Annotated in this window: 12 protein-coding genes and 1 pseudogene; 10 read left to right on the top strand and 3 right to left on the bottom strand. The window is 63.9% G+C overall.

Annotated features, from left to right (window positions below; translation table 11 throughout):
• The 9 genes from CQ12_RS34905 to CQ12_RS34865 form a co-directional block, all read left to right on the top strand.
• On the top strand, window positions 1-659 hold a 659-nt coding region (locus tag CQ12_RS34905), incomplete at its 5' end, for an outer membrane protein (RefSeq protein WP_245310293.1).
• Between the two features lie 204 nt (window positions 660-863).
• Window positions 864-1,685 (top strand): outer membrane protein, encoded by an 822-nt coding sequence (locus CQ12_RS34900; RefSeq protein ID WP_057839838.1) that lies wholly within the window; start codon window positions 864-866, stop codon window positions 1,683-1,685.
• A gap of 82 nt (window positions 1,686-1,767) precedes the next feature.
• Entirely contained in the window at window positions 1,768-2,358 is a 591-nt protein-coding gene (locus CQ12_RS34895; RefSeq protein WP_057839809.1) for a glutathione S-transferase family protein, read from the top strand.
• 17 nt (window positions 2,359-2,375) lie between these two features.
• Window positions 2,376-2,846 (top strand): GNAT family N-acetyltransferase, encoded by a 471-nt coding sequence (locus tag CQ12_RS34890; RefSeq protein ID WP_057839808.1) that lies wholly within the window; start codon window positions 2,376-2,378, stop codon window positions 2,844-2,846.
• Between the two features lie 234 nt (window positions 2,847-3,080).
• Window positions 3,081-3,275 (top strand): hypothetical protein, encoded by a 195-nt coding sequence (locus CQ12_RS34885; protein WP_057839807.1) that lies wholly within the window; start codon window positions 3,081-3,083, stop codon window positions 3,273-3,275.
• Window positions 3,276-3,354: 79 nt separating this feature from the next.
• Complete coding sequence (locus tag CQ12_RS34880; RefSeq protein ID WP_057839806.1) at window positions 3,355-4,527, top strand: phosphoserine transaminase; 1,173 nt, start codon at window positions 3,355-3,357, stop codon at window positions 4,525-4,527.
• 67 nt (window positions 4,528-4,594) lie between these two features.
• Window positions 4,595-5,338 carry an enhanced serine sensitivity protein SseB C-terminal domain-containing protein gene (locus CQ12_RS34875; protein WP_057839805.1) on the top strand — a complete coding sequence of 248 codons (744 nt, stop codon included), beginning with the start codon at window positions 4,595-4,597 and terminating at the stop codon, window positions 5,336-5,338.
• 36 nt (window positions 5,339-5,374) lie between these two features.
• Complete coding sequence (gene serA, locus CQ12_RS34870; RefSeq protein ID WP_057839804.1) at window positions 5,375-6,964, top strand: phosphoglycerate dehydrogenase; 1,590 nt, start codon at window positions 5,375-5,377, stop codon at window positions 6,962-6,964.
• A 181-nt stretch (window positions 6,965-7,145) separates the two neighbouring features.
• Complete coding sequence (locus tag CQ12_RS34865; protein ID WP_057839803.1) at window positions 7,146-8,822, top strand: mucoidy inhibitor MuiA family protein; 1,677 nt, start codon at window positions 7,146-7,148, stop codon at window positions 8,820-8,822.
• A 67-nt stretch (window positions 8,823-8,889) separates the two neighbouring features.
• On the opposite strand, the gene CQ12_RS34860 is transcribed toward CQ12_RS34865, so the two are convergent.
• Window positions 8,890-10,128 carry a DUF763 domain-containing protein gene (locus tag CQ12_RS34860; protein WP_057839802.1) on the bottom strand — a complete coding sequence of 413 codons (1,239 nt, stop codon included), beginning with the start codon at window positions 10,126-10,128 and terminating at the stop codon, window positions 8,890-8,892.
• A 48-nt stretch (window positions 10,129-10,176) separates the two neighbouring features.
• Window positions 10,177-10,752 (bottom strand): alpha-ketoglutarate-dependent dioxygenase AlkB, encoded by a 576-nt coding sequence (locus CQ12_RS34855; RefSeq protein ID WP_057839801.1) that lies wholly within the window; start codon window positions 10,750-10,752, stop codon window positions 10,177-10,179.
• A gap of 276 nt (window positions 10,753-11,028) precedes the next feature.
• Here CQ12_RS34855 and CQ12_RS34850 point away from each other — a divergent pair, with 276 nt between their 5' ends.
• The gene (locus CQ12_RS34850) at window positions 11,029-11,883 is read left to right on the top strand and encodes a hypothetical protein (RefSeq protein WP_057839800.1); all 855 of its coding nucleotides are present in this window, start codon (window positions 11,029-11,031) and stop codon (window positions 11,881-11,883) included.
• A gap of 64 nt (window positions 11,884-11,947) precedes the next feature.
• Here CQ12_RS34850 and CQ12_RS46985 read toward each other — a convergent pair.
• Window positions 11,948-12,157, bottom strand: a pseudogene (locus CQ12_RS46985) (esterase-like activity of phytase family protein); the annotation flags it as partial.

The raw sequence follows: 12,157 nt of genomic DNA, 5'->3' as shown, positions 1-12,157 counted from the left end.
TCGATCGTCTCAACAACGCGCTCGATGCCACCGTTACTACGTCGAGGCAGACGAACCCCTTCGGCACCGCCGGCATCTTTGGCCTCGGCGTCGGTTACAAGGTCAACAACTGGTTCCGCGCTGACGTGCCCGGTGAGTATCGCGGCAATTCGCAATTCCACGGCAAGGACGTCATCACCTTCCCGGGCGGCTTCGGTACCGATACCTATCACGCCACCAAGTCGGAATGGGTCGTCCTCGCCAACGCCTATGTTGATCTCGGCACCTGGTGGTGCGTCACCCCGTTCATCGGCGCCGGTGTCGGCGGCGCGCGGGTTTCGATTGCGAACTTCACCGACCAGGGCATCACCAATATTGGCGGCGTCACATCGCCGGGTCTTGCCTTCGGCGACAACGTCGCGAAGTGGAATTTCGCCTGGGCCGTGCATGCCGGTCTCGCCTACAAGGTCACGCCGAACTTCACCGTCGAACTTGCCTATCGCTATCTCGACATGGGCGATGGCCTGACCGGCGATCTGCGTACCTTCGACGGCACCAACGCCATCTACAACCCGACCACCTTCAAGAACATCACCTCGCACGACCTGAAACTCGGCGTGCGCTGGGATCTGACCAGCCCGGCTGTCTACGCACCGCCGCCGCTGATCCGCAAAGGTTAATCGCGATCCTCATTCGTTAATGGTTTCGGACGGCGCGGGGCATCTCCCGCGCCGTTTTCTTTTGGCGCATGACGAAGCGCCGCGTGAAAAATCTTCGACTGCTTTCCGGCAAGAATGCGCCAATCGCACGGCGTAACAACGATTGGTTAAGGTTAACAGGCGATGATCAGCGCCAAGTTCAGAGTTTCGGAATGGAGCGTTGCGATGCGTCGATTGTTGCTGGTGGCTGTGATGTGTGGAGCGGTGAGCGGCGCGCAGGCGGCCGACATGCCGGACCTTCCGTTTCTTCGCGGCAGCTTCACCGAGGGGCTGAGCAGGAGCAGCGTCAACTGGAGCGGCGGCTATGTCGGTGCACACGCTTCTCACGGCGCGGCGGACATGGACTTCACCAATTCCGGCCAGGACCTGCTCGCCAAGCTCATGAACAATCTCGATATCGAATCGGAGTTCGATATCTCGAAGTGGCCATTGCTCGGCAAGGCCCATATGCAGAACAGCGGCTATGGCGGGTTCATCGGCTATAACTGGCAGTGGACCGAAGCCGTCGTCGCCATCGAGCTTAACTATACCCATGGCAATTTCTTTGGGTCCAACATGGGCTCGCAAGGCCGCTCGTTTCAGTTTCCGACCGATTACGTGACCACCGCTACCGTCGCCTCGGCCGCAACGATGAGGGTCACCGATTACGGCTCGCTGCGGGTGCGCGGCGGATACGCGATCGACAACTTCCTGCCCTATGGATTTGCCGGCATTGCAATGGGGCGGGCGAATATCAACCGCTGGGCCTCTTATTCCGCTTACTATCGGTATGTCGGCGCGGGCGGACTTCCCGACCTCTCGGGAGGTGGTAGCCTGACAGATAACGCCAACGCTCACTTCGTCACCGGCTTCGCCGGCGGTGTCGGCGTTGACGTGATGCTGTATGCGGGTCTCTTCCTTCGCGCCGAGTGGGAATATCTCCGGTTCACCTCGACCGTCGATACCACCATCAACACGGTCCGCGCCGGCCTCGGCTACAAGTTCTGATTGCGTCACGGCGCCGCCGCTCCGGCGCCGTTGACAGAACTGCCGCCGCCTGTTGCACTGCCGTTCCAACCAGGGGCGGCGCATGAAGGTCTACGGCGACACCAATTCCGGAAACTGCCTGAAGGTGCAGTGGGTGTGCGATCATCTCGCGCTACCCTACACCTGGGTCGCGGTCGATACGCTCAAGGGCGAGACGCGGACCGCGGAGTTTCTCAAGCTCAACGGCGCCGGGCAGGTGCCTGCGGTCGAACTTGACGGCGGCCGCACGCTGGCTCAATCCAACGCCATCATCCGTTACCTCGCTCGAACCTCCAGCCTGATCCCCTCGGACGCCTTCGCGCAAGGGAAGATGGACGAATGGCTGTTCTGGGAACAGTACAGCCACGAGCCCTATATCGCGGTATGCCGCTTCCAGATGTTCTATCTGAAGAAGCCGGCCTCCGATCTCGATCCCGAAAAGGTCAAGCGCGGCTATGCGGCGCTGGCGCGGATGGAGCATCAGCTCGCCATCACGCCGTTTCTGGTCGGCGACGCCGTCACGCTCGCCGACATATCACTGCTGGCCTATACACGCGTGGCGCATGAGGGCGGCTTTCATCTCGACGGCTACGCCGCGGTGCGCCGCTGGATCGGCGAGACCGAAGAATTCCTCAAGCTGCCGTCGGCGCGCTGACTTCACTGGAAATTGCCATGTCTGCCATCTCGGAGATCACCATCCGCCCCGCGCGCCGCGAGGACGTCGGCGTCATTGTCGGCATGCTGGCGGATGATCCGCTCGGCGGGCCGCGCGAGCGGATCGAAAACCCGCTGCCGCAATCCTATTTCAGGGCATTCGAAAAGCTGCAGCGCGACCCGAACATCCTCCTCGTCGTCGCCGTGGATGGCGCGAGCGCCGTGGTCGGTTGCCTGCAGTTATGCATTCTGCCGGGGTTGAGCTCGCAGGGCGCCTCGCGCGGCCTGATCGAGGACGTCCGCGTCGCCAGCCACTGCCGCAGCCGCGGCATCGGCGAGCAGATGCTGCAATGGGCGGTGGTGGAAGCACGCGCGAGGGAATGCAAGCTGGTCGAACTATTGACGCATCACACCCGCGTCGATGCGCAGCGGTTTTACGAGCGGTTGGGCTTCGCGCGCAGCCATGTCGGCATGACCCTGCGATTCTGATTGCCATGGCGTTTCGAGCGAGGCGGAATCCGGTTCGTCCAAAGAAGACGCGTCAACAAAGGTCAGGCAACTCTGCAGTTGAAGTGCATTCACGACGAATGCCTGAGGTAGTCCTCGCTCTGCGATCCAGTTAACAACCGATAAACTACGCGTGCGTCCGTGATTTTACGGATTGGAACGTCTCCGCTATGCCGACGTCTCCCATGGGGCTTTGGGCAGCTTTGGGGATTTCCGATGAAAAAATATTCGATTGTCCGGACTGGAAGCGAGTACATCGTGCAGGCCGGAGAGACCAGTATTTTGAAGGTTTCGAGCAGGCGGGAGGCCGCCAAACTGGTCACTGATGCCGCTGAACTTTTGCAGCATGCGCCGGCTCCCGGCACGGATGGGCGCACATCAATCGCGCGTGAAGACCCCGAAGTTCCTTGACCATCGGGCCCGATTCCCCTAATCACCGCGGCGGGACACCTCCCCCCAACGGGAGGCTTACTATCTGGAAGGATAGATCATGACCGTAGCGAAGCCCGCTTCGCGGCCGAACGTGCCGCATTTTTCCTCCGGCCCCTGTGCCAAGCGCCCCGGCTGGAACCCCCAAAATCTCAAGGACGCAGCGCTCGGCCGCTCGCATCGTGCGAAGATCGGCAAGAACAAGCTCAAGCTCGCGATCGAACTGACGCGCGAAGTGCTTGAAGTGCCGGCCGATTACAAGATCGGCATCGTGCCGGCGTCCGATACCGGCGCGGTCGAAATGGCGCTGTGGTCGCTGCTCGGCGCCCGCCCGGTCACCACCATCGCCTGGGAATCTTTCGGTGAGGGTTGGGTCAGCGACATCGTCAAGGAATTGAAGCTGAAGGACGTCACCAAGCTGCATGCCGGCTATGGCGATCTTCCCGACTTGAGCAAGGTCGATCAGGCTTCCGACGTCGTCTTCACCTGGAACGGCACGACGTCAGGCGTGCGTGTGCCGAACGCGGACTGGATCAGCGCTGATCGCGAAGGCCTCACGATCTGCGACGCGACGTCGGCCGCTTTCGCGCAGCCGCTCGATTTTGCGAAACTCGATGTGGTGACGTTCTCCTGGCAGAAGGCGCTGGGCGGCGAGGCCGCGCACGGCATGCTGATCCTGAGCCCACGCGCGGTGGAGCGGCTCGAGACCTACAAGCCGGCCTGGCCGCTGCCGAAGATTTTCCGTCTCACCAAGGGCGGCAGGCTCAACCAGGGCATCTTCGAGGGCGAAACCATCAACACGCCGTCGATGCTGTGCGTCGAGGATTATCTCGATGCGCTGAACTGGGCGAAATCGCTCGGCGGCCTCAAGGCCCTTATCGCGCGCGCCGACGCCAACACAAAGGTGCTGTCGGACTGGAAGGCGAAGACGCCGTGGATCGATTTCCTGGCGCAGGATCCCGCGATTCGCTCCAACACCTCGGTCTGCCTGAAGTTCACAGATCCTGCGATCACCTCGCTCAATGCGGACGCGCAGGCGGAGTTTTCGAAGAAGCTCGTCGCGCTGGTGGAAAAGGAAGCCGCCGGTTACGACTTCGCCTACTACCGCGATGCGCCGGCGGGCCTGCGGATCTGGTGCGGCGCTACCGTGGAAGCCTCCGACGTCGCTTTGCTGACGCAGTGGATCGACTGGGCTTTCGCCGAGACCAAGGCCGCGCTGCCCAAGGCAGCTTGACGTCAGGGCAACGTGTAGTTCGGCCGTGCGGATTTCTCCGCACGGCAACATCTCCACAGGCCACTTCATGTTCGAACCCGAGAACGATATCGAGCGTTTGCTGATGCGTGCATCGGCCGAGCCGGCCGAGCGGCCCGGCTTTGCGCGCGCGTTGATGGATGCACAGATTTTCGTCGTGCTGGTGCCCGACCGCCCGGTCGTTCCGGGGCCAGACGGCCAGATCACGATCCCGCAGGGCGCCAAACTGGCGCTGCCGAACGCCATGCGCGGCGAGGAAAGACTGATCCCGTTCTTCACTTCGCCGTCGCGGGCGCGCATCTGGTTCAGCGGCGATCATATCGTCGCGCCGGACCGGACGCGCGATCTGTTTGAACGCTATCCGGATGCGCCGTTCCTGCTCAATCCGGGCTCGGACTACGGCAAGGAATTCACGCCCGCCGAAGTGAAGCGATTGCTGGCCGGCGAGTTCGACGCCGGCCCGCGCATCGTCGTCACGGAGAAATCCGAGCAGGTGCTGCTGGGTCATCCCAGGGAGATCCCCATCGACCTGATTGCCGCGCTGGCCCGCGAACTCGGCGTCCTAAAGACGGTGCGAGGCGCCTGGCTGATGCTGGCGATGCTGCCGGGCAACGCCGAACAAAGCTGGATGCTCGGCATCGATCACACGGGTGCGTGGCAGGACGTTCAGGATGCGATCGGCCGCGCGCTCACAGGCGACATTCTCGAAGGGAAAATACTCGACGCCGTGCCGCTCGAGGGTAGTTCGCTCGCTTCCACCCTGCGTACCGGAATTCCCGTCACCGCCGCCTAAGCGCGGCTTCTCCAGGACACTTCAGGCAGAAACCAGATGGCCAAACCCAAAGTTCTCATTTCCGACGCGCTCTCTCCCGCCGCCGTTCAGATCTTCAAAGACCGCGGCGTCGAGGTCGACTTCCAGCCCAATCTCGGCAAGGACAAGGACAAGCTCGCCGAGATCATCGGCAATTACGACGGCCTTGCGATCCGCTCGGCGACGAAGGCGACCGCGAAGATCATCGACAAGGCGACCAGGCTGAAGGTGATCGGCCGCGCCGGCATCGGCGTCGATAATGTCGAGATACCTGCGGCCACCGCCAAGGGCATCATCGTGATGAACACGCCGTTCGGCAATTCGATCACGACCGCCGAGCATGCGATCACGCTGATGCTGGCGCTGGCGCGCGAAATTCCGCAGGCCGACGCCTCGACCCAGGCGGGCAAGTGGGAGAAGAACCGCTTCATGGGCGTCGAGATCACCGGCAAGACGCTGGGCGTGATCGGCTGCGGCAATATCGGCACGATCGCCGCCGACCGCGCGCTCGGCCTGCGCATGAAGGTGGTCGCGTTCGATCCGTTCCTGTCGCCGGAGCGCGCCAAGGATATCGGCGTCGAGAAGGTCGAGCTCGACGAACTGCTCAAGCGCGCCGACTTCATCACGTTGCACACGCCGTTGACCGAGAAGACCCGGAACATCATCGACGCGGCGGCGATTGCGAAAATGAAGAAGGGCGTGCGCATCATCAACTGCGCCCGTGGCGGCCTGGTCGACGAGCAGGCGCTGCTCGACGCGCTGAATTCCAAGCATGTCGCGGGCGCGGCCTTCGACGTGTTCGTCGAGGAGCCCGCCACCAAGAACGTGCTGTTCGGCCATCCCAACGTGATCTGCACGCCGCATCTCGGCGCCTCCACCACGGAAGCGCAGGAGAACGTCGCGCTGCAGGTCGCCGAGCAGATGTCGGATTATCTCCTGACCGGCGCGATCTCGAATGCGGTGAACTTCCCCTCGATCACGGCGGAGGAAGCGCCGAAGCTGAAGCCGTTCATCGAGCTCGCCGAGAAGCTCGGCTCGTTCGCGGGCCAGCTTACCGAGAGCGGCATCCTGAAGACCGAGATTACCTATGAGGGTCACGTTGCCGAGATGAAGATCAAGGCGATCACCTCGGCGGTGCTGTCGGGTCTGCTGCGGCCGATGCTGGGCGAGGTCAATGTGGTCTCCGCGCCCGTCGTCGCGAAGGAGCGCGGCATGGTGGTCGACGAGATCGTGCGCGCGGCGCAGAGCGACTATGAAAGCCTGATCACGGTGACCGTCACCACCGAACGGCAGGAACGCTCGGTGTCCGGCACAGTCTATCACGACGGCAAGCCGCGGCTGGTCGACATCAAGGGCATCCGCGTCGACGCCGAGTTCGGCAAATCGATGATCTACGTCACCAACGAGGACAAGCCCGGCTTCATCGGCAGCTTCGCCAGCCTGCTCGGCGACGCCAAGATCAACATCGCCACCTTCCATCTCGGTCGCGTCAAGCAGGGCGGCGACGCCATTGCGCTGGTCGAGATCGACGGGCCGGTGCCCGCCGACGTGCTTGCCAAGGTGCAGAAGCTGCCGCAGGTGAAGCAGGCCAAGGCGCTGGTGTTTTAGGACGCGTCAGTTTTCTCTCCTCTAAGGGTGCTTCTGCTTCGCCGCGGTCCTGCCGCGGCGAAGCCACATCGAAGCCTCAAATCTCAATCGAACCGGTTTCCCGCTCCCTGCGTCTCATGACCGGGGGTGATGGGCATGTGTTTGCGCGTCGCCATCGGGCGAACGGTTCAGGAGAGAATCCATGAGATTGAAAGCCAACGGTTTTTTGACGGCGAGCGTCGCCGTGCTGGCGGCGTTTGCCGCCGGCGAGGCCCATGCGGCTGACGTGGCCGCCAGTTCGGTGGTCGACGCGGTGACCGTCTATCCCGACGGCGCCAGTGTGACGCGCCTGGTTACGGTCGACCTGCCGGCTGGCGAGAATTCCGCCGTGCTGAAGGATTTCCCGCTGACGCTGGATCCGTCCTCGCTACGGGTGGAGGGTGAGGCCGGCGCAAAACTGACGATCGGTGCGATCGACGCCAAACCGCCGCGGGCGGCGCTGCCGGTGAATCTGCCCGAACTCGACAGGCGCATCGAGGCGCTGAAGGACGAGCGCGGAAATCTGCAAGGCTCGATCGATGCGGCGACCGCTCGGCGCAAATTCGCCGAGCGCTTTGCGGATGTGTCGCCTGCCGGCCTCGGCGAGAAGGGCGAGGCGCGGCCGATTTCGGAATGGCGTACGGCCTTTGCCGCGGTCGGCGACGAAATCGCCAGCGCCGACGCCGCGATTCGCGACGCCCAGCGCAAGCAGCGCGAACTCGACCGCGAAATCGCGCGGCTCGAACAGGACAAGGCGCAGAAGCCGCCGAACAAGCTGGAGGTGCGGATCGAACTCGCCGCCGCCACCGCCACCAAGGCGACGCTGCGAGTGACCTATGCGGTGCGCAATGCGCGCTGGACGCCGCTCTATGATGCCCGGCTCGATACCGGCGCCAGGGATCGCAAGCCCGCGCTCGAACTGGTGCGTCGTGCCGAAATCACGCAATCGACCGGCGAGGATTGGTCGAATGTCGCGCTCGCCGTTTCCACCGTGCGCACCGCCCGCGGCGGCAGCGCGCCCGACCTGAAGTCGCTGGTCGTGCAATACCCGCAAGTACCGCGTCCGATGGCGGCAGCGTCCGCGTCGGATTCTGCGGCGCCACTGGCCATGGACAGGATGAGGCAGTTCCGCGCTGGTGGGGCGAGGAACGAGGAACCCGTGATGGAGAGGGCGGCCGAGCAACAGGCTGTGGCTGATGTCAGCGGCTTCCAGGTGGTGTTCAAGATTCCGGGGCGCGTCAGCCTCGGCGCCAGCGAAGGCGCAAAAAGCCTGCGCGTCTCCAGCGCGACCATCGCGCCCGATCTGGCGGTGCGCGCGGCGCCGGTGCTGGACCCGACCGCGTTCCTCGAAGCGAGCTTCAAGCAGGCCGAGGACGCGCCATTGCTGCCAGGCCGGGTCTCGATCTACCGCGACGGCATCTTCGTCGGCCGCGGCCAGATGGCCGCTGCGGCCAAGGACGAGACCGTGCGGCTCGGCTTCGGCGCCGATGAGAAGATCAAGATCGAGCGCAATGTGCTCAAGCGCAACGAGGGTTCGGCCGGCCTGATCATGACGACCTCGAAGACCGACGAGCGCGCGTTCAAGACCACGGTGCGCAACGGCCATGATTTCCCGATCCGGATCGCGATCGAGGACCAGTTGCCGGTCAGCGAGAACGAGGAGATCCAGGTCGAGATGCTGTCCTCCACGACGCCGCCATCCGCGACCAATGCGCGCGACCGGCGCGGCGTGCTGGAATGGGCCTTTGAGGCCAAGGCAGGCGAGGTGAAGGACATCAACTTCGCCTGGCGGATCCGCTGGCCCAAGGACAAGGGCGTCGTGATGGTGCCGGCGGGGTAGGGCGGCGGCGTCTCTCCCTCTCCCCTGGAGTGTTCAGACCGGGGAGAGGGAGAGGAAGCGCCCGCGTTCACTTGCTCCTGGTCCCCTTCAACTCCGCTTCCCATCCGAACACCGAGCGGCCGTCGAGTTGCGGCGAAGCGGCGCGTTCGCCCGCAAAGAACGCGTCGAGCGACGGCCCCTGCGCTGAACGTTCGAGCCGGCGTGACTGGTCGTCGAGCCGCTTCAAGGCCTGCATCTCTTCGTCACGGCCGAGTTTGGCATTCTGCACCGCCGACTTCAGCACGCGGATGGTTTCGTCATAGACCTTGATCGGGACGGGATAGGGATGGCGGTCTTTGCCGCCATGCGCCAGCGAGAAACGCGCCGGATCGCTGAAGCGGTAGGGCGCGCCATGGACGACTTCGGCGACCATGGCCAGTGAACGCACGGTGCGCAGACCGACGCCCGGCGTCAGCAGCAATTCCGGAAAATCGACCGGCCCACGCTCGGCGGCCGCGGCAAGCGTGCCGTGCAGGCGGCGGCTGAAGACGTCGCTCGGCCTGACATCATGATGCGCGGGCATGACGAGATGCGGCAGCAGGGCCTGCGCCGGCTCGTTGCGCTCGATCGCGGCGAGTTCATGGACGATGCGGTCCGGGCCCATCTCGTCCAGCAATTCAAGCTGCGCCGCGCGCGAGCGCGCCGCACGATGGTCGGTGAGGTTGACGATCTCGCCCTGCGCCGGGCCGTCGATCGCGCTGTGTGGCTCGTCGACAAAACTTTCGAGTTGTTCGGAGTGCCAGTGATAGCGCCGGGCCTGACGCTTGTCGCCGTTCATGCCCTGTTGCACCACGGTCCATTTGCCGTCGTCGGTAACGAAGAAGCCATGAAGATAGAGATCGAAACCGTCCTGCACGGCAGCGCTGTCGACCTTGGCCACAAGACGGCTGGTCCTGACCAATGGGGGCGCGTCGAAGCCAAAGCGTTCGCCGAGCAAGCGAAGCTCGTCGGGCGTCTTGCGCGAATGTTGTCCGCGGCCGCCGCAGACGTGGATGCCAAGCTCGCGTTCCAGCGGCTTCAGCCCGCGCTTCAGGGCGCCGATCACGCTGGTGGTGATGCCGGACGAATGCCAGTCCATTCCCATGACGGCGCCGAACGACTGAAACCAGAACGGATGCGACAGCCGCCGCAGGAATTCATCGCGTCCGTAATGATGAACGATGCCTTGCGTGATGATGGCGCCGAGCGAGGACATGCGCATTCCGAGCCAGGCGGGAACGCGTCCGCCATGCAGGGGTAGGTCGGCGCTGCCGGTACGTCTTGCCATCGGCTCCTGCCAGATCTGAATCGGCGACAGTTTATCAGGCCGGGGACGTCAGGTCTTTCGATCGGCCATCGTCCGGAACGTGATCGAATAGCGCTTCGCCTCGACGGCCGGAATGCTGTGTTCCCATACGCGTCGGGACTCGCCGGCCATCATGTAGAGTGAGCGCGGCGCTGCCTCGAGCGTGTAGCGCTGCCATTTTTCCCCAGCCGGCCGGCGGAAACGGAACTTGCACGAGGCGCCCAGCGACAGGCCGAAGATGCGGTCGAAATGCGGCTTGTCCCGGTGCCAGCCGATCCCCACGCCGACGTCATATTCGGTGCAGAGAACCTGGCCGATGCGGGTCGACCGTCCGCCATGCGTCTCGACCTTTTCGACTAGGGGCGTAAGCCAGCCTGGGATCGGCTCGGCCGGCTGCAGCCGCTGCAGCGCATAATCGTAGCGGAATCCGAACGACGCCACTCGCCGCTTGCCCTCGAAGGCGCCAAACTGAAACGGCTGCAGCGGCAAGGCCGAGACGCGGCCAATGAGCTCGCGCTCAAGCTCCGGCGCGATGAAGTCGGTGATGTATTGCAGGCCTGCCGGCGAGCTCTGCTCTTCGGCAAAGAGGGCGAGTTGCCCTGTCATGCCGGTGTCCTCGGAAATGTTCGCATGGACCAGATATGGGGATTGAGCGACCCCATAAAAGAACGGAGCCCATGGTCGTGAGCCGCGATCTCACGTGGTGGATTGCTGCTTTTTCCCGGCAGCGTGAGGAACTTTGCCAATCCCGGCAGATTGTCGATTGAGAAATGGAGGCGGGGCATACGGAGGAAACCATGCACGGTCTTATCTATCTCGTCGGCCTCATTGTTGTGATCCTGGCGATTCTGTCGTTCTTCGGCCTTCGCTAGCGCAGTGGAGATGTCGATGGAAAACGTTGCTCCTGGGATGCGCAGCGATATCGCGCCGCGTTTCCTGCAGTGGTCGCCAATTGTGCTGGGGGCGTTCGCCGCAACGGCGCTGTCGTCGGTGCTGCTGACATTCGGGGCCACCATCGGCCTCGGCGTCACGTCGACCGCCCCAACATGGCGCGATGCGTCCGCAGCACTGGCGATCCTGTCGGGCCTCTATCTGATCATACAGGCCGTGCTCAGCTTTGGCCTTGGCGGCTACATCGCCGGGCATAGCCGTCAGCCGGCCGTCGCCGCCACGGTGGAGGAGACAGAGCATGTCGACGGCGCGCATGGCCTCGGCGCCTGGGCGCTTGCCGTGGTCATGGGGGCGATTCTCGCCACCCTGATCGGCGCAGCCACGATCAGCCGGACGCGCTCTGCGCAGGCGAGCGCGGCTGAACCGCTGTTGAGCTATGAACTGGATCGACTGTTCCGCGCCAGCCGTCGCGCACCCAATGCCGATCTCAGCGCCGAGCGCTCCGAAGCCGGCCGCATCCTGCTGACCACCTCCAGCCATAGCGGCCTGAGCACGGACGACCGCACCTATCTCATTCAGCAGGTCGGCGCACTGACGGGACTTTCCGCACCGGATGCGGAGCGGCGCGTCGATAGCGTGATCGTCAGCGCAAAAACCGCCATCGCGAGGTCGCGGCGCAGCACCATCATCCTCGCCTTCTCGGTCGCGACCGCGATATTGCTAGGCGCGGTCGCGGCCTGGGCGGCCGCCTGCGCCGGCGGGCGGCACCGGGATGGTGCGACGCTGCCGGAGTGGATGGTGCGATCGAATGCGCTCGACCGGCGGCGCGAGACGGTGTTGCCGTAGCACGCGACAGTGCAGCGTTCTTTCTCCCTCTCCCCACTCTTTGCGGGGAGAGGGAGTGACGGCGTCACTTCGCCTTCAAGAACTCCGCTACTTCCAGCAGCACGAACTCGTTGTCGTCGGCCTTGTTGGGATCGCGGCTCGAGGAGAACGGCAGATTGTTGTCGTTGCCGACGATGATATGCGTCTCGTCGACGCGATCGACGTTCTCGATGGTGAAGAACGGGAAGGTCAGCACGCCGTCGTTGAGCGGCTTGCGCGCCTTCTTGTCGGGATC

The sequence above is a fragment of the Bradyrhizobium jicamae genome (assembly GCF_001440395.1).
GTDB classification, from domain to species: domain Bacteria; phylum Pseudomonadota; class Alphaproteobacteria; order Rhizobiales; family Xanthobacteraceae; genus Bradyrhizobium; species Bradyrhizobium jicamae.
This window is presented reverse-complemented; position numbering and strand designations above follow the sequence as displayed.